Source organism: Streptomyces sp. NBC_00019, assembly GCF_045041015.1.
Taxonomy (GTDB): domain Bacteria; phylum Actinomycetota; class Actinomycetes; order Streptomycetales; family Streptomycetaceae; genus Streptomyces.
In genome coordinates, this window is record NZ_CP108302.1 from 1,254,573 (window position 1) to 1,276,855 (window position 22,283).

The 22,283-nt window shown below is 70.6% G+C and carries 25 protein-coding genes; 13 read left to right on the plus strand and 12 right to left on the minus strand.

Annotated features, from left to right (window positions below):
• Complete coding sequence (locus tag OHU89_RS06180; protein WP_405640626.1) at nt 1-483, minus strand: VOC family protein; 483 nt, start codon at nt 481-483, stop codon at nt 1-3.
• A 124-nt stretch (nt 484-607) separates the two neighbouring features.
• Here OHU89_RS06180 and OHU89_RS06185 point away from each other — a divergent pair, with 124 nt between their 5' ends.
• The 3 genes from OHU89_RS06185 (at nt 608) to OHU89_RS06195 (ending at nt 3,179) form a co-directional block, all read left to right on the plus strand.
• Entirely contained in the window at nt 608-1,813 is a 1,206-nt protein-coding gene (locus tag OHU89_RS06185) for an epoxide hydrolase family protein (protein ID WP_405640628.1), read from the plus strand.
• A gap of 123 nt (nt 1,814-1,936) precedes the next feature.
• Complete coding sequence (locus tag OHU89_RS06190) at nt 1,937-2,575, plus strand: ClpP family protease (protein WP_046259243.1); 639 nt, start codon at nt 1,937-1,939, stop codon at nt 2,573-2,575.
• Nucleotide 2,576: 1 nt separating this feature from the next.
• Nucleotides 2,577-3,179 (plus strand): ClpP family protease, encoded by a 603-nt coding sequence (locus OHU89_RS06195; protein ID WP_266896808.1) that lies wholly within the window; start codon nt 2,577-2,579, stop codon nt 3,177-3,179.
• Nucleotides 3,180-3,194: 15 nt separating this feature from the next.
• Here the strand turns inward: OHU89_RS06195 and OHU89_RS06200 are convergent, their stop codons facing one another.
• Nucleotides 3,195-3,584: a helix-turn-helix domain-containing protein gene (locus OHU89_RS06200; RefSeq protein ID WP_266896806.1), complete on the minus strand. Its 390-nt coding sequence runs from the start codon at nt 3,582-3,584 to the stop codon at nt 3,195-3,197.
• 295 nt (nt 3,585-3,879) lie between these two features.
• On the opposite strand from OHU89_RS06200, the gene OHU89_RS06205 reads away from it, so the two are divergent.
• Nucleotides 3,880-4,767: an RNA polymerase sigma factor SigF gene (locus OHU89_RS06205; protein ID WP_405640632.1), complete on the plus strand. Its 888-nt coding sequence runs from the start codon at nt 3,880-3,882 to the stop codon at nt 4,765-4,767.
• Between the two features lie 43 nt (nt 4,768-4,810).
• Here OHU89_RS06205 and OHU89_RS06210 read toward each other — a convergent pair whose 3' ends face one another.
• Together OHU89_RS06210 and OHU89_RS06215 are read right to left on the minus strand one after the other, a co-directional pair.
• Nucleotides 4,811-5,266 carry an ATP-binding protein gene (locus tag OHU89_RS06210; RefSeq protein ID WP_266896802.1) on the minus strand — a complete coding sequence of 152 codons (456 nt, stop codon included), beginning with the start codon at nt 5,264-5,266 and terminating at the stop codon, nt 4,811-4,813.
• A 114-nt stretch (nt 5,267-5,380) separates the two neighbouring features.
• Entirely contained in the window at nt 5,381-6,637 is a 1,257-nt protein-coding gene (locus tag OHU89_RS06215; protein ID WP_405640634.1) for a DUF6777 domain-containing protein, read from the minus strand.
• A 162-nt stretch (nt 6,638-6,799) separates the two neighbouring features.
• On the opposite strand from OHU89_RS06215, the gene OHU89_RS06220 reads away from it, so the two are divergent.
• Both OHU89_RS06220 and OHU89_RS06225 read left to right on the plus strand, forming a co-directional pair.
• A complete protein-coding gene (locus OHU89_RS06220; protein ID WP_405640636.1) occupies nt 6,800-8,104 on the plus strand; it encodes a streptophobe family protein in 1,305 nt (434 codons plus the stop codon).
• On the plus strand, nt 8,101-8,514 hold the full coding sequence (locus OHU89_RS06225) for a nuclear transport factor 2 family protein (RefSeq protein WP_405640639.1): 414 nt from the start codon (nt 8,101-8,103) through the stop codon (nt 8,512-8,514). The genes OHU89_RS06220 and OHU89_RS06225 overlap by 4 nt, the downstream gene beginning before the upstream one ends.
• Here the strand turns inward: OHU89_RS06225 and OHU89_RS06230 are convergent.
• From OHU89_RS06230 to OHU89_RS06245, 4 genes are read right to left on the minus strand one after another with little or no spacing between them, the layout of a single operon-like run.
• Nucleotides 8,501-9,490, minus strand: a complete 990-nt coding sequence (locus OHU89_RS06230; RefSeq protein ID WP_405640641.1) for a serine/threonine-protein kinase — start codon at nt 9,488-9,490, stop codon at nt 8,501-8,503. The two genes, OHU89_RS06225 and OHU89_RS06230, sit on opposite strands and share 14 nt — an antisense overlap.
• Nucleotides 9,480-10,019 carry a hypothetical protein gene (locus tag OHU89_RS06235; RefSeq protein ID WP_405640642.1) on the minus strand — a complete coding sequence of 180 codons (540 nt, stop codon included), beginning with the start codon at nt 10,017-10,019 and terminating at the stop codon, nt 9,480-9,482. The genes OHU89_RS06230 and OHU89_RS06235 overlap by 11 nt, the downstream gene beginning before the upstream one ends.
• Before the next feature lie 7 nt (nt 10,020-10,026).
• On the minus strand, nt 10,027-12,366 hold the full coding sequence (locus tag OHU89_RS06240) for an FHA domain-containing protein (RefSeq protein ID WP_405640644.1): 2,340 nt from the start codon (nt 12,364-12,366) through the stop codon (nt 10,027-10,029).
• A 52-nt stretch (nt 12,367-12,418) separates the two neighbouring features.
• On the minus strand, nt 12,419-12,829 hold the full coding sequence (locus OHU89_RS06245) for a hypothetical protein (RefSeq protein ID WP_266896789.1): 411 nt from the start codon (nt 12,827-12,829) through the stop codon (nt 12,419-12,421).
• Between the two features lie 347 nt (nt 12,830-13,176).
• On the opposite strand from OHU89_RS06245, the gene OHU89_RS06250 reads away from it, so the two are divergent.
• Nucleotides 13,177-13,560, plus strand: a complete 384-nt coding sequence (locus tag OHU89_RS06250) for a nuclear transport factor 2 family protein (protein WP_405640648.1) — start codon at nt 13,177-13,179, stop codon at nt 13,558-13,560.
• A 78-nt stretch (nt 13,561-13,638) separates the two neighbouring features.
• Nucleotides 13,639-13,926 carry a DUF1905 domain-containing protein gene (locus OHU89_RS06255; RefSeq protein ID WP_266896785.1) on the plus strand — a complete coding sequence of 96 codons (288 nt, stop codon included), beginning with the start codon at nt 13,639-13,641 and terminating at the stop codon, nt 13,924-13,926.
• Here OHU89_RS06255 and mgrA read toward each other — a convergent pair.
• Nucleotides 13,916-14,911 (minus strand): L-glyceraldehyde 3-phosphate reductase, encoded by a 996-nt coding sequence (gene mgrA / locus OHU89_RS06260; RefSeq protein WP_266896783.1) that lies wholly within the window; start codon nt 14,909-14,911, stop codon nt 13,916-13,918. The two genes, OHU89_RS06255 and mgrA, sit on opposite strands and share 11 nt — an antisense overlap.
• Nucleotides 14,912-15,058: 147 nt before the next feature.
• On the opposite strand from mgrA, the gene OHU89_RS06265 reads away from it, so the two are divergent.
• The 3 genes from OHU89_RS06265 (at nt 15,059) to OHU89_RS06275 (ending at nt 18,080) form a co-directional block, all read left to right on the plus strand.
• Entirely contained in the window at nt 15,059-15,976 is a 918-nt protein-coding gene (locus tag OHU89_RS06265) for a LysR family transcriptional regulator (protein WP_266896781.1), read from the plus strand.
• A 67-nt stretch (nt 15,977-16,043) separates the two neighbouring features.
• The gene (locus OHU89_RS06270) at nt 16,044-17,543 is read left to right on the plus strand and encodes a carotenoid oxygenase family protein (protein ID WP_405640652.1); all 1,500 of its coding nucleotides are present in this window, start codon (nt 16,044-16,046) and stop codon (nt 17,541-17,543) included.
• 27 nt (nt 17,544-17,570) lie between these two features.
• Nucleotides 17,571-18,080 (plus strand): mycothiol transferase, encoded by a 510-nt coding sequence (locus OHU89_RS06275; protein ID WP_365395928.1) that lies wholly within the window; start codon nt 17,571-17,573, stop codon nt 18,078-18,080.
• Here the strand turns inward: OHU89_RS06275 and OHU89_RS06280 are convergent.
• Both OHU89_RS06280 and OHU89_RS06285 read right to left on the minus strand, forming a co-directional pair.
• Nucleotides 18,068-19,132: an adenosine deaminase gene (locus tag OHU89_RS06280; RefSeq protein WP_405640656.1), complete on the minus strand. Its 1,065-nt coding sequence runs from the start codon at nt 19,130-19,132 to the stop codon at nt 18,068-18,070. The genes OHU89_RS06275 and OHU89_RS06280 overlap by 13 nt on opposite strands.
• Before the next feature lie 81 nt (nt 19,133-19,213).
• A complete protein-coding gene (locus OHU89_RS06285; RefSeq protein WP_405640658.1) occupies nt 19,214-19,609 on the minus strand; it encodes a VOC family protein in 396 nt (131 codons plus the stop codon).
• 173 nt (nt 19,610-19,782) lie between these two features.
• On the opposite strand from OHU89_RS06285, the gene OHU89_RS06290 reads away from it, so the two are divergent.
• A complete protein-coding gene (locus OHU89_RS06290) occupies nt 19,783-20,241 on the plus strand; it encodes a pyridoxamine 5'-phosphate oxidase family protein (protein WP_405640661.1) in 459 nt (152 codons plus the stop codon).
• 158 nt (nt 20,242-20,399) lie between these two features.
• A complete protein-coding gene (gene sph / locus OHU89_RS06295) occupies nt 20,400-21,374 on the plus strand; it encodes a sphingomyelin phosphodiesterase (RefSeq protein ID WP_405640664.1) in 975 nt (324 codons plus the stop codon).
• Here the strand turns inward: sph and OHU89_RS06300 are convergent, their stop codons facing one another.
• Complete coding sequence (locus OHU89_RS06300; protein WP_405640666.1) at nt 21,375-22,268, minus strand: aldo/keto reductase; 894 nt, start codon at nt 22,266-22,268, stop codon at nt 21,375-21,377. It lies immediately after the preceding gene.
• Between the last annotated feature and the right edge of the window lie 15 nt (nt 22,269-22,283).

Sequence of the window (22,283 nt, forward strand, 5' to 3'; positions counted from 1 at the left end):
TCACTCGCCCGCGTAGGCCCTCTCCAGGGCTGCGATGTCGAACTTGCCCATCGCCATGAACGCCTCGGTCACGCGGGCCGCCTTCGCCGGGTCCGGGTCGGTGACCATGGTGTCCAGCGTGTCGGGGACGACCTGCCAGGACAGTCCGTACTTGTCCTTGAGCCAGCCACAGGGGCCGGGCTCGCCGCCGCCCTCGAGGAGCTTGGCCCAGTAGTAGTCGATCTCCTCCTGGTTCTCGCAGAAGATCATGAAGGAGGTCGCCTCGGTGAACTTGAACTGAGGGCCGCCGTTGAGCCCGAGGAACCTGTGGCCGTTGGCCGTGAACTCGACGGTCATCACAGTGCCCGCAGGCTGCATCGCGCCCTCGGGGTAGCGCGCGACCTTGCCGACACTGGAGTTCTTGAAGACCGAGACGTAGAAGTGGGCGGCCTCCTCGGCCTGGCCGTCGAACCAGAGACACGTGGTGAAACCGTCGGTTGCCATGAGTACCTCCTGGGCGTGCGGATCGCTGTCACCTGTGTCGACCGATCCTCGCCGCGAAACTCATCGGTCGCGTGGCCGGTTAATCCAGGTGGCCCGTACACCGTTCGGAACTAGCATCCGGGTCATGACGTCTTCGCCCGCCGACACCGGCCTTCACACCTTCCGCATCGACATACCGCAGGCCGACCTGGACGACCTCCACGACCGCCTCGACCGGGTCCGGTGGCCCGACGAGCTGCCCGGGGTGGGCTGGGCGTACGGCGTGCCGGAGGGGTATCTGCGCGAGCTGGTGCGGTACTGGCGGCACGAGTACGACTGGCGGGCGGCGGAGGCGCGGCTGAACGAGTGGCCGCAGTTCACGACCGAGATCGACGGCGCCCATGTGCACTTCGCGCACATCCGCTCCCCCGAGCCCGATGCCACCCCGCTGATCATCACCCATGGCTGGCCGGGGTCGATCGTCGAATTCCTCGACGTCGTCGGCCCGTTGACGGATCCGGCCGCGCACGGCGGCGATCCCGCCGACGCCTTCCATCTCGTGGTGCCGAGCATCCCCGGCTTCGGGTTCTCCGGGCCGACCCGGGAGACCGGCTGGGAGGCGTGCCGGATCGCCGACACATGGGTCGAGCTGATGACACGCCTCGGCTACGAGCGGTTCGGCGCCCAGGGCGGCGACTGGGGCGCGGGCATCTCCCGCGAGCTGGGCCGTGTCCATCCCGACCGGGTGATCGGCATCCACCTCAATCTGCTGCCCGGCGCGCAGGCGGCCACGGAACCGACCGAGGAGGAGCTTGAGGCACTGAGCTCCGAGGAGCGGGAGCGGACCCTGCTCTCGTGGCGCAAGTGGGACGCGTGGTTCCGCGACGGAGTGGGCTACTTCCATCTCCAGTCCACCCGGCCGCAGACCCTCTCGTACGCGCTCACCGACTCGCCGGTCGGCCAACTCGCCTGGATCGTCGAGAAGTTCCAGGAGTGGACGGACTCCGAGGAACTGCCCGAGGAGGCCGTCGACAGGGACCTGATGCTCACCAACGTGATGCTGTACTGGCTGACCGGCACCGCGGGCTCCTCCGCCCGGGTCTACTACGAGCGCGCCCACGCCAAGGGCGACCGGATCGCCGCCCAGCACAAGCCCTCGACCGCCCCGACCGCGGTGGCCTCCTTCCCCGGCGACCCGCAGATCCCGCTGCGCCACAAGGCCGAGCGCACCGAGAACATCGTGCGCTGGACCGAGCTCGACCGGGGCGGCCACTTCGCCGCGATGGAGGAGCCTGACCTGCTGGTGGACGACGTACGGGCCTTCTTCCGGCAGCTGCGCGAGAAGGGCTGAGACCTGCGGTGAAAGCGGCGCTCTGCCCTCGGCGAATCTGCCGCGGGCAGAGAACGGGCTGAAGGGCGTCGCCCGAGGTCAAGAGTGGAGTCGACGGCATCCCCGCCACCACGAGGAGAACCGATGACTCCACTCACCACGCTCGCCCCGCGGGCGGAGGAGGGCGACACCGCGCCCTCCCGCTTCGACGACCAGTTGGCCGCCCAGCTGCTCGGACAGCGGATCGTCCTGCTCGGCACGCAGGTCGACGAGGTCTCCGCGAACCGGGTCTGCTCCCAGCTGCTGATCCTGTCCGCGGAGGACCCGCGCACCGACATCAGCCTGTACATCAACAGCCCGGGCGGCTCGGTGTACGCGGGCCTCGCCATCTACGACACGATGCGGCTCATCCCCAACGACGTGTCGACGCTCGCCATGGGATTCGCGGCGAGCATGGGCCAGTTCCTGCTCTGCGGGGGCGCGCCCGGCAAGCGGTACGCCCTGCCGAACGCGCGGATCATGATGCACCAGGGGTCGGCGGGCATCGGCGGGACCACGGCCGACATCGAGATCCAGGCGGAGAACCTGGACCACAGCAAGCGGACCATGGAAAGGCTGCTCGCCGAGAACACCGGCCAGACGCCGGAGACCATCGCCCGGGACGGCGACCGCGACCGCTGGTACACGGCCGAGCAGGCCAGGCAGTACGGAATGGTGGACCAGGTCGTGGAGTCGCTCGCCGACGTCCGCCCGGCCGCCTCGAAGCGACGGATGGGGCTGTGACATGGGGAACTACACGATTCCGTACGTCGTCGAGCGGACCGCGAACGGTGAGCGGTCCTCGGACGTCTTCAGCCGGCTGCTGTCGGAGCGGATCATCTTCCTCGGCACCGAGATCGACGACGGGGTGGCCAACGTCATCATCGCGCAACTCCTCCATCTGGAGTCGTCGGCACCGGACAACGAGATCGCGATCTACATCAACTCCCCCGGCGGCTCGTTCACTTCGCTCATGGCGATCTACGACACGATGACGTACGTGCAGGCGCCCATCTCGACGTTCTGCGTCGGACAGGCGGCCTCCACGGCGGCCGTTCTGCTGGCCGGAGGGGACCCCGGGCGGCGGTTCGTGCTGGAGCACGCGCGGGTGCTGCTCGGTCAGCCGGCCAGCGGCGGCAGCCGGGGCGCGATCTCCGATCTCGCCCTCCAGGCCAAGGAGATGATGCGGATCCGCTCCCAGGTCGAGGAGGTACTGGCCCGCCACACCCACCACGACGTGGAGACGCTGCGCGCGGACATGGACCGCGACAAGGTGTTCACCGCCGAGGAGGCGGTGGCCTACGGGCTGGCGGACGAGGTGGTGAGCCGGCGCCTCGTGGGGGTGTGAGGCGCCGGGTTCCGCTCAGGCGGCCAGGCAGAGCCCGTCGTACGACGAACCGGGCGCCGCCCTGCGGCTGCCGACCGAGTGCCGGCTGGTGATCCGGACGAGTTCGCCCTGGGCCCGTCCGAGCAGGTCTCCGAGACCCAGTCCGAGGGCGTGGGCGGCAGCCGCGAGGACCTCCGACGAGGCCTCCTTGCGGCCCCGCTCCACCTCGGAGAGGTACGGCATGGAGATGCGTGCCTCGTCGGCCACGTCCTTCAACGTGCGTTCCTGGGCGAGCCGTTCACGGCGCAGGACGTCGCCGACCAGGTCACGCAGCAAGGGCTCCTTGGGGGGCGGTGCGGCGGCAGGGCGGGCGGTCCCCGGGCGCAGGGGGATGACGCGGGCTTGGTTCGTCGCTTCTTCGCTCACCTCTTCAGCCTAGAAGCCGTGGACCACAGCGGAAGGGATCAGCATTCCGCTCTGGGTGGAATCACCGGAGCCGGAGGCTGCACGCCGTCCGAGACCATGTCGGCCGTATCGGCATGCGCCGTCACGGAACGGGTAGGCGCTGAAGAGACTGTCCGCGGGCAACCCGCTGGTCAGCGGCGGACATACGCATACGTCGTCGCAATGCGGGTACCCGAGGGGCCGCGAAGCACAGTTTCGGAAAACAACCGAGGCTGAAGAGGCTGACGTCAAGCCATGACTTGCGTGGGAGAGGTACATGGACACCGCCGTGATCCGGTCGGAGGGACAGGTCGTGGAGAAGACCGCCGGGACCAGCACGGGTGAGACATCACTGCCAGGAGTCGTGGACCCCCGGAGCGTGGCTCCGCGTGACGCACGGGAGCTGTCGCGCCAGTTCTTCCAGCGCCTGACCGAGGTCGAGGAAGGCACGCACGAATACCAGTACGCGCGCAACACGCTCATCGAGATGAACATGTCCCTCGTGCGCTTCGCCGCCGGCCGATTCCGCGGCCGCGGCGACGACATGGAGGACATCGTCCAGACCGGCATGATCGGCCTGATCAAGGCCATCGACCGGTTCGACCTGACACGGGAGGTCGAGTTCACCTCCTTCGCCCTGCCGTACATCGTCGGCGAGATCAAGCGGTTCTTCCGTGACACCACCTGGGCCGTGCACGTGCCGCGCAGGCTCCAGGAGCTGCGGGTCGAGCTGGCCAAGGCACGTGAGGAGCTGGCCAGCAGGCTGGACCGGGAGCCGACGGTGGCCGAGCTCGCCACCCTGATGAACATCGGCGAGTCCGAGGTGATCGAGGCGCAGATCGCCGCGAACGGCTACAACTCCTCGTCGCTCGACGCCGCGCTCACCGGCGACGGGCCCGAGAACGGCGAGTCGGTCCTGGCCGACTTCATCGGCGTGGAGGAGGACGGACTGCGCCTCGTCGAGGACTTCCAGTCGCTCGCCCCACTGATGGCCGAACTCAGCGAGCGCGACCGGCAGATCCTTCATCTGCGGTTCGTGGAGGAGGCCACCCAGGCGGAGATCGGTGAACAGCTGGGCTGCTCGCAGATGCATGTGTCCCGGCTGATCAAGCGGATCATCACCCGGTTGCGCACGGGCATGCTGGGCGAGCTGGGCTGCGCCTGAGACGCCTGAGACGAGAGGTGACCGCCGGAGGTGACTCCGGCGGTCATTCCGTCTCGAGTCGCAGGACGGCGCTCACTCTCTTGCCGACCGGCACCCGTTCCGCGCTGACCTCGGCCGCCAGCGCGTGCACGATCTCCAGACCGTGCCGGCCGACCCGCTCCGGGTCCTTGGGGAAGCGCAGGGGCAGCGCCGCGCTGCTGTCGTAGACGGACACGGTGACGACCACGTCCGTGCCCTCCAGGTCGAGGATGTACGGCCCGTTGCTGTGCCGGTCCGCGTTGGTGACCAGCTCGCTCACCACCAGAAGCACCTCGCCGTCGGCCCGGTCGCCGATCTCGGCGCACCACTCGGTCCTGAGCTGCTCGAGGAAGTGCGCGGCGAAGTTGCGGGCCTCGGCGATGCATCCCGGTTCACCGGTGAAGTGGGCCGCCCGCCGTAGTGGATCCACGGGCACGTCGAAACCAGTCGGTATCACTGCCCCGTCCAGGTGCTCGATCATGCGTTTCTCTCTCGGAAGCCGGACTGGCCGGACGCCTGCTGCACCAGTGCTCGTACCCCGAGCGCGGCTCCGCAGTCCCCATAACGGGTCGTGTCGGTCACATGGTTGGTGACGTCACCGCGGACCCGGGGCACTGTACGCGGACCCCGATTCTGTCGGCGTGTCGAATGCCAGTGGGGGCTGAGGCACGGAGGTGTCCGCGGACGGCTCCTCCTCTTCGGTCGTCTCCGAGTCCGACGTGGGTGGCTCGGGGCCCGGCGGCGACGAGGACGGGGCGGTCGACGTGGGCGGGCACGGTGTCGCTGTCGCCTGGTCGCCGGGAGTGTCCGTGGGCGTTCCGGAGGGAGTGTCCGAAGGAGTGCCGGTGGCGGTGGAGAGGCACGGCTCCGGGGAGGAGGGCGAGGTCGGTGTCGTGGGCGCGGTCGGCGTGATCACACTCGCGGACGGGGAGGCCGGGTTCACCGGCGGCTCGGTCGGCTTGTCCTTGTGGGCCGTGTCGCCGCGGTGGCGGGCGATCCAGTCGTCGGAGTCGTGGTCGTAGATCACGAAGATGTTGATGACGGTCACCGAGGGCGCGACCACCACGACGTTCGAGGGCCGGTAGGACGACCAGGTGTCGCCGGTCCGCTTCGGGGTGCTCTGCTGGGCGACCGGCGGAGTCAGGGGGTTGCCGCACGCGCAGCGCACGCGGGGGACGCCGCGGTCGTCGACGAGGACGGCGGTGCCGGACTGGAGGACGGCCTGGTAGCCGGTGGCGTGTCCGTCCCGGTAGCCGTGGTTGGTGACGCGGGTGTCCATGCGCAGCTGGACCGGGGTGAGCGAGCGCAGGTAGGCGGGGACGCCGGACGGCTGGACCCCGGCGACCGAGGCGAAGGCCTGGTTGACCGGCGGGTCCGCCTGGAGGGCCTTGATCTGGCGCTCCACGTCGCAGCTGGCGACGTTGCGGGTGCCGCCGTAGAGACCGGGCGCGCTGCCGTCGACGCCGCGTACCGCGTTCGCGGAGGCCGACTCGGTGGCCGGGGAGGCGGAGGCGGGCGCGGCGGAGCTGTTGGTCGCCGTCGACCCGGTGAAGGGGTCGGGTCCGCTCTTGCCGGCGGCCTGGAGGAAGACCTCACTGTTCCCGCTCTTGCCGGAGCCGCCGTCGGGGCGGGTGAGGACAAGGCCCAGGACCACGGCGGCCGCGACCGCGCCGGCGAGCAGGGCGATACGGGGCACGGAACGCCACCAGGGGCGGTGCGGTTCCGGGGAGGGCGCTCCCCCGCTGCTGCCCGGGGGCTGCGAGGGCGGCCCCGAAGGCGGCTGGGAAGGGCCCGACAGCGGACCCGAGGGCGGTCCTGTGGGCCGGCCGGAGGACGGCGGTTCGACGCTCACGAGCCCTTCTTCCCGACGTGGAACTCCTGCGGCTTTTGATCCTTTACTCCGCTTTTATCCACGACTCTTACATTGTGTGCTCCGGTGCCCTGCCGCTCGCAAGCCGACGCGGACGGCCCTCTCGGCGGGCGGGGCACCCCGGGCCCTGCTTAGCGTGGCAGGGTGAGCCCGCGAACCCGCTCCGACCAGGCCCTTGCCCCGCACGGCTGGGTACAGGCCCTCCTCACGGCCCTGTCCGGACTGATCGCCATGGGCGTCACCGCGACCCTGGGACTGTGGGCGGCCGGGGCGACGGACCTCCCCGACGGCGCGTTCCCCCGGGTCGTGGCGGCGACGGTGGTCACCGCGGTCGGCGGCACGATCGAGCTCTCCGGGAACGCCGGTGGACTGGCCGACACCCAGGCGGGGCTTACCGTGATCCCGCTGTCCGTCACGCTCGTCGGGGCGCTGGTAATCGCCGCGGGCTTCCTGCGGCCGCTGCGGCACCGGGCGGTCGCGGGCGGCGGGGAACTGGCCGGCTGGGCCGCCAGGGTCGCCGTGCTGTGGCTGCTCGCGCTGCTCGCCCTGGCCCTCGGCGCCCGGCAGACCTTCCAGCTCTCTCTCGGTGACTCCACGCTCTCCGACCTGGGCGACGTGTTCGGTGTCTCGCCGGAGGTCGGCTTCGAGACGGACCTGGCCCCGACACTGTTCTTCGGTCTGCTGTGGCTGGCCGGTGTCCTGGTGCTGGCCCTGCTGGTCTCGCGCGGCGCGCCGCTCCCGGCCCGGCTGCTGCGCTTCCAGGCGACGGTACGGCCGGCGGCGTACGCGATGGTGGTCCTGCTCCTGGCCTACGTGGCCCTGGGCATCCTCATCGCCGTCGTCGTGGCGGTCACGCGCGGGCAGGCGTCGGCGACCCTCGCCGTGATCCTGCTCGGCATGCCGAACCTGGTGTGGCTGACGCTCACGATCGGCCTGGGCGCCACCTGGAACGGCCGGGTGGAAGGCCCCTTCGGACTGCCGATGCCGCATGTCCTCGACGAGGTGCTGCGCGGTTCGGACACCGCCACGCTGAATCTGCGCACGCTGGCCGAGTACGACGGCCGGGTGTGGTGGCTCGCCGCCGTGGACGCGGTCCTGCTGCTGGCCGCCGCGTTCCTGATGGCGGCGCGCTCCCCGGCCCGGATGCGCGCCTGGCAGCACGCCCTGCACATGGCGGTCGCGCTCGCGCTCACGGTGCTGATGATCTGCCTCGTCGGCCGGATCTCCGCGCACTACGGCCTGTCCGTCCTCGGCATCGGCGACCTCGGCGGCGATCTCGACGGGGAGCTCTTCCTCGAGCCCGAGCTATGGACCGCCGTCGGTCTCGCCGCACTGTGGGGGCTCGTCACCGGCTTCCTGGGCGCGCTCCTCGCCCGTCCGGTGCGGCGGACCGGCGAGGCGAAAACGGCTGGGACCACCGGCTCCGGGCGTGACAGTGTGCGGCCATGACGCTGCCGCTCGAAGACCGCCTGGCCATCACCGAGTTGATCTCCCTGCACGGCCATCTGGTCGACGACGGGCAACTCGACCGCTTCGAGGAGGTGTTCACCTCCGACGTCGTCTACGACCTCTCCGACTACGGACAGGGCGAGGTCACCGGCGTCCCCGCGCTACGGGAGGCCGCACTGACCCTGGGCTCGGCGAATCCCGTCGCGCACCACGTCACCAACGTGGTGATCGGCGAGGCGCCGGACGGCCAAGTGCTCGTCCGGTCCAAAGGGTTGGGCATCATGGCCGACGGCTCGTGCGGGTCGGTGACGTACGAGGACACGGTCGTCCGTGTCGGCACCGGCTGGCGGGTGTCGCACCGCAAGGTGTCGCCGCGGCGGGTGCCGCTGAGCGGAACTAGCCGCCCCTGAACACCGGTTGGGCCCACGGCGGCGGCCGCTTCGGGCCCTCCCGCGACGTCTCCACGACCTTCAGGTCGACCTCCGTCGGCGCGTGGGCGCCGAAACGGTCACCGGTCGTGGCCGCGCGCAGGGCCGCGACGAAGCCGAGGCAGGTGTCGTAGCGGGCGTCGGGGCTCTTGGCGAGGCCGCGCGCGAACACGGCGTCGACGTCCGGGGCGAGGTCGGGGCGGGACTCGGTCAGCGGGGGCGGATCGTCGTACTGGTGGGCCCACAGCAGGGCCATGTCGTCGTCGCGGCGGAAGGGCGGGCGGCCGGCGAGGGATTCGTAGACGACGCAGGCGAAGCCGTACACGTCGCAGCGTCCGTCGACCGGCTTGCCGGAGATCTGCTCCGGTGCCACGTAGTCCAGGGTGCCCACGAACTGGCCGACCGTGGTGAAGCCGGTCAGGGACAGCGACTTCTTGGTCAGGCCGAAGTCGGTGAGGTAGGCGTGTTCGGGGTGGTCGCTGTCGGTGCCGCGGGCGACCAGGATGTTCCCGGGCTTCACGTCCCGGTGGACGAGCCCGTGCTCGTGGGCGGCGTCCAGCGCCGAGGCGACCTGGGCGGCGATGCGCAGGGCTACGGCGGGCGCCAACGGGCCCTGGCGGTCCAGGAGATGACGCAGGTCGCTGCCTTCGACGTAGCGCATCGCGATGTACAGGACGCCGTCCGTCTCGCCCGCCTCGAAGACGGGCACGATGTGCGGGTGGTCGATCGCGGCGGCGGCCCGGGACTCGTGGGTGAAGCGGCGGCGGAAGGTGTCGTTGCGCGCGAGTTCGGGGGCGAGGAGCTTGAGCGCAACCGTGCGGTCCAGCCGCAGGTCGCGGGCGCGGTAGACGACGGCCATGCCACCGCGGCCGATCTCGCGCTCGATGCGGTAGCCGGCGACCTGCCGGCCGATCAGCTCGGAGGGCCGGCCGGAGAAGAGGCTCGTGTCACGGGCCATCGGGGGTCACGACCTGTGTGGGGGCGTGGTCCTCGACGGCGGCGCGGGGTGCCTCGTCCGTGGCGAAGGTGCTCAGACGGGTGCCGTCGGCGTACACCCAGCGGCCGTGCTGGGCGTCGTAGAGCCATACGGACTCGCCGTCGACCACGACTCCGACGCGCCGGCCGCGGGTACGCGCCTGGAAGGCCTCGCCGTCGAGGCCGCCCGAGGCGAGTTCCTCGACCGCGGCCCGGTAGTCGCCCAGGGTCTGCTCGGCGCGGGCCAGCAGGGGGCGTGGGTCGGCGGTGCGGGTGAGCGGGCCGTCCGCGGCGGGCGGATCCGGGGGGACGGCGACCAGGAAGCGGCCGTCGACCCAGGCCGACCAGCCGTTGGCACACAGGACGTGTCCCCAGTCGCCGCGCCGCTCCACCAGCTGGACCGGGAGCAGCGGGTCGAGGGGGACGGTGGGCCGGGCGGGGTCGGGGGCCTCCCAGGCGGGCATGCCGTGCTGGGGGACGACGTGGGTGGGCCGGAAGCCGGGGGTCGCCATCGCGCGCCTACTTCCGCAGGACGGCCGGCTCGTGCCGGCGCAGCAGCCGGGACACGACGTAGCCGAAGACGACCGACAGCACGACGAGCATGGCCACGTTGAGCAGCCACACCCCCGCCGAGTGCCGGAACAGCGGGTCACTGGTCAGTTCGCCGGGCACGATCCGGGAGAGCCCGACGGTGCCGGCCATCGCTCCGAGCGCCCAGCGCGAGGGCACCAGCCAGGACAGCTGCTCCAGGCCGGGCACGCCGTCGAGTTTCAGCAGGGCGCCGCAGAAGACCACTTGGACGATGGCGAGCAGCACGAGCAGCGGCATCGTCACCTCCTCCTTGCGCACCAGCGCGGAGACCAGCAGACCGAGCATCATCGCCGTGAACGCCAGCAGGGCGACGGCGACGGTGATCTCAACAAGGGGCGGCATCAGCACGCCTTCGCCGCCCGGCGCGTTGAGGTCGACGCCGAACAGGCCGACCAGGGTCAGCACGACCGCCTGGAGCACGGTGATCGTGCCGAGGACGACGACCTTGGAGAGCAGATACGCCGATCTGGACAGACCCACGGCCCGCTCCCGCTGATAGATCACGCGTTCCTTGACCAGCTCGCGCACGGCGTTGGCCGCCCCCGTGAGCACGCCGCCGACGCACAGGATCAGCAGCGCGTTCATCGCCGTCTCCTGCGTCAGCTTGCTGCCGGCCAGGGCGCGGGCCATCGCGCCCATCACGAACGGCAGGGCGATCATGATCACCAGGAAGGTGCGGTCGGCACCGAGCGCCGTGGCATAGCGGCGGATCAGGGTGCCGAGCTGGGCGCCCCGGCTGCGGGGCCTGGGCGGTGGGGCGATGACGACCGGTCCGGACCTGGACACCCGGGGCTGCCCGGTCGCCTCGGAGACGTACTGCCGGTGGAGGGACGAGGTGCGGAACTCTCCGGCCCAGTCCCGGCCCTGGTCCCGCTCGAAGGCCTCGAAGGCCTCCGGCCACTGCTCGTAGCCGAAGTAGGCGAGGGTGTCCTCGGGCGGGCCGTAGTAGGCGATCCTCCCGCCGGGGGCGAGGACGAGGAGCCGGTCGCAGACGTCGAGGCTGAGGACGCTGTGGGTGACGACGATGACGGTACGGCCGTCGTCGGCGAGGCCGCGCAGCATGTGCATCACCGAGCGGTCCATGCCGGGGTCGAGGCCCGAGGTCGGCTCGTCGAGGAAGAGGAGTGAGGGCTTGGTCAGCAGCTCCAGGGCGACGCTGACACGCTTGCGCTGACCGCCGGAGAGGCTGTGCACGGCCTGGTCTGCGCGCTGTTCCAGGCCCAGTTCGCGGATGACCTCCTCGACCCTTGCCTGCCGCTCGGCCTTGGCGGTGTCCTGCGGGAAGCGCAGTTCGGCGGCGTAGGACAGGGCGGCGCGGACGGTGAGCTGGGCGTGCAGGATGTCGTCCTGCGGCACGAGGCCGATGCGCTGGCGCAGCTCGGCGTAGTCGCGGTACAGGTCGCGGCCGTCGTACAGGACCGTGCCGTGGTCGGCGGGGCGCTGCCCGGTGAGAGCACCCAGGAGGGTGGACTTGCCCGCGCCGCTCGGGCCGACGACCGCGAGCAGGCACTTCTCCCCCACCGGGAACGACACGTGCTCGAGGAGCGTCTTGCGGCCGTGGTCGACGGCGACACTCAGATCCTGTACGTCGAGGGAGACCTCGCCGGTGTCGACGTACTCCTGGAGCTCGTCGCCGACCAGGCAGAACGCCGAGTGGCCGATGCCGACGACATCGCCGGGGCCGAGCTGGGCGCGGGTGACGGGGCCGCCGTTGAGGTAGGTGCCGTTGTGGCTGCCCAGGTCGGCGATCTCGTACGTTCCGTCGGGGTGGGCGCGCAGCTCGGCGTGCCGGCGGGAGACGACCAGGTCGTCGATGACCAGGTCGTTGTCGGCGGCGCGGCCGATGCGGACGGTACGGGAGGGCAGCGGACGGACGGTGGTGGGCTGTCGGAAGGTGCCGGTCAGTGCGGGCATGGACACCGCCGAGGGGCGTTCCCGGGGGGCCGGTGCGGTACCGCTCAGCACTGCCCTGGGGCCGTCGGCGGGGTTGCCGAAGCGGATCACGCTGCCGGGGCCGACGCTCCACTCGTCGACACGGCGGCCGTCGGCGTAGGTGCCGTTCGTGCTGTGCTCGTCCTCCAGCGTCCAGTGGTCGGCCTCGGGCCGCAGCACCGCGTGGTGCCATGAGACCCGGGCATCGTCGATCACGATGTCGCTCAGTGGATCGCGCCCGACGTGGTAGTCGCGGCCCGGACTCATCACCGTGGACCCCGTCTCGGTCTCCAGGACGAGTTCAGGCGCGGTCGGCGTGTTCGGCCGCTCTGCCATGCCGAAATTCTACCGATACGTCCTGATGTGCGCCCGATGTCGCCTCAGGGGCTCAGCCCACGGACACGACCAGCGCCGGAATCGTCCGCTGCATCCGCAGGGCGTCCACCGACTCGGCGAGCAGCTCGTACTCGGTGGTGTCGTCGTTGGTGGCGATCCGGATCAGCCGTCCGGCCGCCAACTCCTCGGCGACCAGGTCCTGTTGGGCGTCGTCCCCGCACCACGCGCGCAGCACGGCGGGCACATCGGGCACGGTGTCGGCGACCGGGACGAGGGCGCCCGTCGGTAAGTGCTCGGCGTCGGGCTGCGGGTCGAGCCGCTCGGCGATCCAGGCGGCCCGGTCGCGCAGCCACCAGAGCGCCAGGGCGAGGGTCGGGGCCCGATAGCTGCCCAGGGGTACGCCGATACGTTTCCCCTCGCACGTTCCGTACGCGGTGACATGGCACAGGAATTCGTCGTGCACGTTCACTCCCCCGGTGCGTAGTGCGCCTCTCGGCTTGCCTCGCTTTCGGTGCGGCTCTCGTGCTTGCGGGTACCCAGGGCTCATGTGCGGTGCGTGATCGAATCCTCGCTCGATGTGAATGCCCTGTCAGTTGAGTATGTTCACTACTGAAACACTGTCACCACGACTTTCCGGCCAGTCTCCTGGCATATTCACCAGGGGAGTTGGCCGAAATCCGGCGACGTCGGCATTACCCCAGGGGTAATCGACGCTCCGCGGCGATGCGGGCAAGGTTGCGGTACCGGGTCACCACGACCGGGATCCGGTTCCTGACCAGCAGATACGACCTCAATGGAGGCTGATTTCGCATGCCCGCCGACACCGACCGTTACGAGAGTGCCGTCGCCCGCTACTTCGAGGCCTGGAACGCCGTCGACGAGGAGACGCTGGCCAAGGCGGTGGCTGCCGCCTGGGCGCCGGACGGCACCTACACCGACCCGCTGACCGACGTGGGCGGCCATGAGCAGATCGCCGCGGTGATCGCGGCGGCGCACGAGCAGTTCCCGGGGTTCGTCTTCCACCCCACCGCGGCCGTGGACGCCCATCACCACACCGCGCGCTTTTCCTGGGAGCTGGTGAACGAGGCCGACGGAAGCGCACCCGTCGCCGGCTTCGACGTGATCACGCTGGACGAGAAGGGCCGTATCCGGTCGGTGCTCGGATTTCTGGACCGGGTGCCCGCCGGGGCGTGATGAGTTTTCGCGCTCGCGATGGTCTCTTGAACGGGAGGTCTCCTGAACGGGAGACCACCGTGAGCGAAAGGCGGCGCCATGAGTACGACCGAGAAACTGGACCGGCACTTCACCGCCGAGCTGGTCAAGAGCCCCGCTGAAGGGGGCTGGACCTATCTCGTGTGGCCCGAGTCCGTCGCCTTCTTCGGCACGCGCGGGCTGGTCAAGGTGCGCGGCACGATCGACGGGCACCCGTTCCGGAGCTCCTTCATGGCCCTGGGCGACGGCAGGCACAAGCTGCCCGTGAAGGCCGAGGTGCGCAGGGCCATCGGGAAGGAGGCGGGCGACACGGTGACCGTCCGCCTCCAGGAGCGGCTTACTTCTTGAGCACGGCGTCGATCCGGGCCAGCTCGTCCGCGTCGAAGTCGAGGTTGCGGATGGTGCCGACGCTGTCCTCGATCTGCTGCGGGCTGCTCGCGCCGACCAGGGCGGAGGTCACCCGGCCGCCGCGCAGGACCCAGGCCAGGGCCAGCTGGGCCAGGGTCTGGCCGCGGGACTCGGCGATGTCGTTCAGCTCGCGCAGCTGGGCGACCAGGTCCTCGGTGAGCGCGTCGGAGTTCAGGAACGGGCTGTCGCTCGCGGCCCGCGAGTCCTCCGGGATGCCGTTGAGGTAGCGCCCGGTGAGCATGCCCTGCTCCAGCGGGGAGAAGACGATCGAACCGACCTGGAGCTCGTCCAGTGCGTCCAGGAGGCCCTCGTCCTCGGGGCGCCGGTCGAGCATCGAGTAGCGCGGCTGGTGGATGAGGAGCGGGGTGCCCAGCTCGCCGAGGATACGGGCGGCCTCGCGGGTCTGCTCCGCGGAGTAGTTGGAGACGCCGACGTAGAGCGCCTTGCCCTGCTGCACGGCCGAGTGCAGGGCGCCCATCGTCTCCTCCAGCGGAGTCTCAGGGTCGGGGCGGTGCGAGTAGAAGACGTCGACGTAGTCCAGGCCCATCCGCGTGAGGCTCTGGTCCAGCGAGGACAGCAGGTACTTGCGGGAGCCCCACTCGCCGTACGGGCCGGGCCACATCAGATAGCCGGCCTTGGTGGAGATGATCAGCTCGTCGCGGTAGGCGGCGAGATCGGACTTCAGGGCCTCGCCGAAGGCCGACTCGGCGGCACCGGGCGGCGGGCCGTAGTTGTTGGCCAGGTCGAAGTGGGTGACCCCGAGGTCGAAGGCGCGGCGCAGGATCGCGCGCTGCGTCTCGACGGTGCGGTCCGCCGGGCCGAAGTTGTGCCACAGGCCCAGCGAGATCGCGGGAAGCTTCAGGCCGCTGCGGCCGGTGCGCCGGTAGGGCATGTCCGTGTAGCGGTCGGGGTGTGCGGTGTACAACGCGACTCCAGAGGGGTTGGCACGGTTTCCTGAGAACCACGGTTTCCTGAGAACCGCTGTCCACTACCGTCGTCCACTCTTTCGCGACCTGGGGGCATTGGTCCAACAGAAGAATCCGATGGAATTAAGCGGATACGCTTCTCAGTCATGGAACTCCGACATCTCCAGCACTTCGTCGCGGTCGCCGAGGACCAGCACTTCACCCGGGCCGCCGAGCGACTGCTGGTGTCCCAGTCGGGTCTGTCGGCCTCCATCCGGGCGCTGGAGCGGGAGCTGCAGACGCCGTTGTTCGTGCGGACCACCCGACGGGTGACGCTCACCCCGGCGGGCCGGGCGCTGCTGGGTGAGGCGGAGCGCATCCTCGCGCAGGTGCGGGCGGCCCATGAGGCGGTCGCCGCGGTGCAGGGGGTGCTGCGCGGGATGCTCGCACTCGGGTCGGAGCAGTGCATCGCCGGGGTGCATGTGGCCGGCCTGCTCGCCACGTTCCGGCGACGGCACCCGGACGTGGAGATCTGTCTGCGGCAGGCGGGCTCGGGCGCGCTCGCGGAGGAGGTCGCGGCCGGGCGCCTCGATCTGGCCTTCGCGGTGCGGACGGCACAGGAGGATACCGACCAGCTGCGGGTCGTACCGCTGGCCGGGGAGCCGATGACCGTCCTGTGCCACCCCGACCACCGGCTCGCGCGCGTCGGCGCGGCCGTGACCCCGGAGGATCTGGGCGGCGAGGTCTTCGTGGACTTCCACCCGGACTGGGGCCCGCGCCGCACCACCGACGCCGCGTTCGCCGCCGCGGGCGTACGGCGGGCGGTCGCGCTGGAGGTGAACGACGTGCACAGCCTCCTGGACCTGGTGGACGAGAACCTCGGCGTCGCCGTCGTACCGCGCCACTTCCGCCACAAGCGCCCGTCGCTGACCGCGCTGCCCGTGAAGGGCACCGGGGAGACCGTGTACGAGACGGTCGCCCTGCTGCCGCCCGAGCAGGCCACCAGCCCTGCGGCCCGGGCACTGATGGAGCTGCTGGAAACAGGGGGCGTAGGTACACCCCCGGACGGGCCCCACCCCTCCTGACCCGGCCCGTCCCCCACCGCAGACTCGTGACCGTCCCTCACGACAACTGCGATCAGGAGTACGGGAAATGACGGACCACACACGACGGAACGTACTGCGCGGCGCGGCGGCGATCACGGCGGCCGGCGGACTGGTGGGCACGGGAGCGGGGGCGGGACCGCATGCGGCCGCCGCGGCTCCCCAGGCGTCCACCGCACGGCGCTTCCCCTTCCTGGAGGGCGCGTTCGAGCCCGTCACGGAGGAACTGACGGCCTTCGACCTGCCGGTCACCGGCCGCATCCCCCACGACCTGAACGGCCGCTATCTGCGCAACGGCCCCAACGTCCTGGGCCTGGAGGACCCGCGCGCCCACCACTGGATGCTCGGCGACGGCATGGTGCACGGCGTCCGGCTGCGCGACGGACGCGCCGAGTGGTACCGCAACCGCTGGGTGCGCTCCTCCCAGGTGGCGAAGAAACTGGGCGAGCCCTACCCGCGCCCGGTGCCGCCGGACGACTTCCCGTGCAACACCCACGTGATCCCCTACCGGGGGCGGATCCTCGCGCTCCAGGAGAGCGGACCGCTGCCGTACGAACTCGACGACGACCTCAACACCGTGGGTACGTACGACTTCCGGGGCACCCTGAAGGGCCCGCTCACCGCGCACACCAAGTTCGACGTCCACGCCGGTGAACTGCACGCCATCGCCTACTACCCGACCTGGGACCATGTCCGGCACCTGGTGATCGACCCGGCGGGCCGCGTCTCACGCACCACCAGGATCCCGGTGGCGGACGCGCCGATGATCCACGACTTCGCCCTCACCGAGCACCACGTGATCATCCTCGACATGCCCGTCACCTTCGACCCGGCGGCCGCCGAGCGCGGAGACATCGTCCCGTACGTCTGGAACGACAAGCACCCGGCCCGGGTCGGCGTACTGCCGCGCAAGGGCGGTGCGGTCCGCTGGTTCGAGGTCGACCCGGTCTACTACTCGCACACCCTCAACGCCTACGAGGAGGGCCCGAACATCGTCATCGACACGACGAACTTCGACGCCCCCTTCCTCGTCGCCGGCAACGGCTCGGGCGGCCCCTACAGCGCGGGCACCCCCAGGCTCGACCGCTGGACGATCGACCTGCGCCACGGCCGGGTGCGCACCCGGACCCTCGACGACCGCCCGCAGGAATTCCCGCGCGTGAACGAGTCGTTGGTCTCCCGCAGGCACCGCTACGGCTACTCGGCGGCGTCCGCGGAGATGGCGGTGGCCTACATGGCGGTCGACGGCAACACGCCCGACCGGGCGTTCAGCAACGCGCTCATCAAGCAGGACCTGCTGCGCGGCACGACCCAGGTCCACCGGCTGCCGCGCGGAGCGGCCGCGAGCGAGGCCGTGTTCGTACCGCGCGAACACAGTGCCGCCGAGGACGACGGGTACGCGATCGCCTACGTCCACAATCCCGACCGCGGAGCGTCCGACCTGCTGATCCTCGCCGCACAGGACTTCACCGGCGAGCCGGTCGCCCGGATCCATCTGCCGGGCCGGGTACCGCTGGGGTTCCACGGGAGCTGGATTCCGGACGCATGAGGCGCCCGGGTGCGCGATGGTGGACGTATGCATGCGAAGGACATCCTCATCGACGGCTACAGCCGCATCCAAGAAGAAGTCCATGCCGCCGTCGAAGGCCTCGGCCCCGACGACCTCAACCACCAGCCCGCACCCGGCGCCAACTCCATCTCCTGGCTGATCTGGCATCTCACCCGCGTCCAGGACGACCACATGGCCGACGCCTTCGGGCTCGACCAGGTCTGGCTGACCCAGGACTGGGAGAAACGCTTCGCCCTCGATCTGCCGGCCCGCGACACCGGGTACGGCCACAGCGCCGCGAAGGTGGCCAAGGTTCGGGTCGACTCGGCGGAGCTGCTGACCGGGTACTACGACGCCGTCCACGCGCAGAGCCTCGACGTCCTGCGTGAGCTGGCCGCCAAGGACCTGGAACGCGTCGTGGACGACAACTGGGATCCGCCGGTCACTCTGGGCGTCCGGCTGGTCAGCGTCCTGTCCGACGATCTGGAGCACGTCGGACAGGCCGCCTACCTCCGGGGGCTGCGTCAGAGCGCGTAGCCCGGCAGGACGACGTCCTCGATGAGGGCCTTGCGCTCGTCGAAGGGGATGAACGCGCTCTTGAGGGCGTTCACCGTGACCGTGCGCAGGTCCTCGACCGTCCAGCCCGCCTCCTCGACCAGCAGGGACATCTCGCGGGTCATCGTCGTGCCGGACACCAGACGGTTGTCGGTGTTGAGGGTGACGCGGAAGCCGAGGTCCTTCAGGGCCGTGATCGGGTGCTCGGCGATCGAGGTGGCGGCACCGGTCTGGAGGTTGGAGGTGGGGCACATCTCCAGGGCGATACGACGGTCGCGCACCCAGCCCGCGAGACGGCCGAGCTTGCCGTCCACGATGTCCTCGGTGATACGGACGCCGTGGCCGATGCGCTGGGCGCCGCAGACCTGGAGGGCCTGGTGGATGCTGGGCAGACCGTGGGCCTCGCCGGCGTGGATGGTGAACGGGACGCTCTCGCGGCGCAGGTGATCGAAGGCGGCGAGGTGGTCGGCGGGCGGGAAGCCGTCCTCGGCGCCGGCGATGTCGAAGCCGACGACGCCCGCGTCGCGGAAGGCGACGGCCAGGTCGGCGGCCTCGCGGACGCGGTCGAACATCCGCATGCCGCACAGCAGGGTGCCGACCCGGACCGGGGTACCGGCCGCGGCCGCCTTGGCCATGCCGGCCGCGAGCCCCTCCTGGACGGTCTCCACGACCTCGCTCATGGCGAGCCCGCCCTGGGTGTTCAGCTCGGGGGCGTAGCGCACCTCGCCGTACACGACACCGTCCGCAGCCAGGTCGAGGACGTACTCCTCGGCGGTGCGCAGCAGGCCCTCGCGGGTCTGCATCACGGCGAGGGTGTGCTCGAAGGTGGCTATGTAACGCACCAGGTCGCCGGAGTTCGCGGCGTCGTAGTACCAGGCGGCCAGCTCGTCCGGGTCGGTGGTGGGCAGGGTGTGGCCGACCGCGTCCGCGAGCTCCACCACGGTGGCGGGGCGCAGGCCGCCGTCGAGGTGGTCGTGCAGCACGGCCTTGGGCAGCCGGCGGATGGCGTCGAGGTCTACGCGCGTAGCAGTCATGGTGGATCTTTCCTTGGCAGTGCGGGGCGGGGCGGTGCGGTGCGACAGATGCGGGGCGGTGCGACAGGTGCGTTGCGGTCCTCAGTCGGCGGGCTGGAGCAGGTCCCAGCGGTTGCCGTACAGGTCCTGGAAGACGGCGACCGAACCGTAGGCCTCGTGGCGCGGCTCCTCCAGGAAGGTCACGCCGGCGGCGGTCATCCGGGCGTGGTCGCCGGCGAAGTCGTCGGTGTGCAGGAAGAAGCCGACACGTCCGCCGGTCTGGTCGCCGACCCGGCCGCGCTGGGCCTCGCTCTTGGCGCGGGCGAGAAGAAGGCCCGTACCGCCGCCCTGTCCGGACCCCGGCTCCACGACCACCCAGCGGGAGCCGTCGGGGCGCGGGACGTCCTCGGCGAGCCGGAAGCCGAGGGCCTCGGTGTAGAAGCGGATCGCCTCGTCGTAGTCGTCGACGACGAGGGTGACCAGGGCGACGCGTCTCATCGGGGCCTTTCGGAGGGCGGGGTTAGCGGAAGAGGTTATACGTAAAACGTCGTGGACGCCAGTCGCACTCGGACCGCCGGTGTCCGTCCCGCCCGGACCTAGGACGCACGCCCGAGCCGGAGCGGGCCCCTGGACCGAGGCGGGTCGCCCGCCGGTTCACTACCGTCCCGGTCATGAAGATCGACAAGCCTCCGCGCGACGCCGAAGAGCGCAAGCGACACGTCCTGGCCCGACTCGACCGGGAGAGCGACATCTGGGTGGCCTCGGCGGACGACGACGGGCTGCCGTGCATGGTCCCGCTCTGGTTCGCCTGGCACGCCGAGTCCGTATGGCTGGCGACGCGCCTGACGAACCCGACCGGCCGCAATCTGCGGGACGGCCGCCGGGCGCGGCTGGCGTTCGCGGACACCCGGGACGTGGTTCTGGTGGACGGCTCCGTGGAGACGTACACCCTCCAGGAGGTGCCGCCCGCGGCTGCGGCCGCGTTCCTCGCCAAGCACGGCTGGGACCCGCGGGAGGACAGCCCGTCGTACGCCTTCTTCGAGGTGCGGCCGTACGCGGTGCAGGCGTGGCACGAGGTACGGGAGCTGCCGAAACGGCACATCATGCGGGACGGCGAATGGGTCGTCTAGGGCCGCTGCGGGCGCTGAAGATTCCTTCCGCAAAGCACGGGATGACCACAGCTGACGGGTTCCCGTCAGCCGATCCCCGCACGGGTGTTACCTGGGAGTAATTTCCGGTGGTTTGATGTGCGGCGCCACTCAACCCCCTTCACCCTCAGGGAGACCCAGTGACGCCTCTCGCACCGCGCCGCACCCTGGGCGCGACCGTCCTCGCGCTCGCCCTCGCGGCCACCGCCGCTCCCACCGCCACGGCCGCCGATCAGGCGCCGCCCGTGCGGGTGGTGACGTACAACGCCTTCCTTTTCAGCAAGACCCTGTATCCGAACTGGGGGCAGGACCACCGTGCCGCGGAGATCGCGAAGACATCCTTCTTCCACGGCAACGACGTCGTGGTGCTCCAGGAGGCGTTCGACAACTCCTCATCGGACGCGCTGAAGAGCGCCGCGGCGAGCGAGTACCCGTACCAGACGCCGGTGGTGGGGCGGAGCAGGACCGGCTGGGACGCCACGGGCGGGGCCTACTCGGCGACGACGCCCGAGGACGGCGGGGTCACGGTGCTCAGCAAGTGGCCGGTGCTGCGCAAGGAGCAGTATGTGTACAAGGACGCGTGCGGGGCGGACTGGTGGTCCAACAAGGGTTTCGCGTATGTGGTGTTGGACGTGAACGGCGCGCGCGTGCACGTCGTCGGGACCCACGCGCAGTCGACCGACCCGGGCTGTGACGCCGGTGAGGCGGCCGCGATGCGCGGTCGGCAGTTCAAGGCCATCGACGCGTTCCTGGACGCCAAGAACATCCCGGCGAGTGAGCAGGTCCTGGTCGCCGGGGACATGAACGTCGACTCGCGCACCGCGGAGTACGACTCGATGCTCGCCGACGGGGGCCTGGTGGGTGCGGACGCGCGCACCGGGCATCCGTACTCGTTCGACACGGCGGAGAACTCGATCGCCCGTGACCGCTACCCGGACGACCCGCGCGAGGATCTGGACTACGTCCTGCACCGCGCGGGGCACGCCCGTCCGTCGGGGTGGCACAACGAGGTCGTGGAGGAGGAGTCGGAGCCCTGGACGGTGACGAGCTGGGGAACCGACTACACCTATACCAACCTGTCCGACCACTATCCCGTGATCGGTGACGTCGCCTGATCAACCTGCCTTGGTGTGCGACGGGTTGAGGCGGTTCAGCTCGTCGTCGGTCAGCCGGATCGCGCCGGCCGCCACGTTGTCGACGAGGTGGTCGGGGTTTCCGGTACCGGGAATGGCCAGCACGTGCGGGCCCTGGTGCAGCGTCCAGGCGATACGGATCTGCGCGGGGCTCGCACCGTGCGCCTGGGCGACGGCGAGGACCTCGTCGTCGTGGTTCGTGGTCGCGCCCTTTTCGCCCGCCGTGCCGGCCACCGCGTAGAACGGGACGTAGGCGATGCCCTGTTCGCCGCAGATGCGCAGGAGTTCGTCGGGGTGGTCCAGGGCGTAGCGGTTCTGGACGCTCACCACGGGGGCGATGGCCTGTGCCTCGGCGAGGTGGCGGGGTTTCACCCCGGAGATGCCCAGGTGGCGGATGAGACCCGCCTCGCGCAGTTCGGCCAGGGCGCCGAAGTGCTCGGCGATCGAGTCCTGTCGCATGCGGCGCAGGTACACCAGGTCCAGGTGGTCCCGGCCCAGCTGGCGCAGGTTCTCCTCGACATGGCCGCGGAGGTCCTCGGGGCGGGCCGAGGTGCCCCACTCCCCCGTGTAGTCGCGGAAGGGGCCGACCTTGACGGCGATGACCAGGTCGTCGGGGTAAGGGGCCAGGGCGGTGTTGATCAGTTCGTTGGCGGAGCGCAGGGACGAGAAGTAGAAGGCCGCCGTGTCGATGTGGTCGACGCCGAGCTCGATCGCCTTGTGCAGTACGGCGATCGAGCGTTGCCGGTCGCTCGGCGTCCCGTGGTGGAAGGCGGCGCTGCCCGTCAGCCGCATCGCGCCGAGGCCGAGGCGGTTGACGGTCAGGTCGCCCAGTTTCCAGGTGCCCGCGGTCTCCGCGGTGATCGTTTCGGAGGTCATCAGCGGAGTGTCACA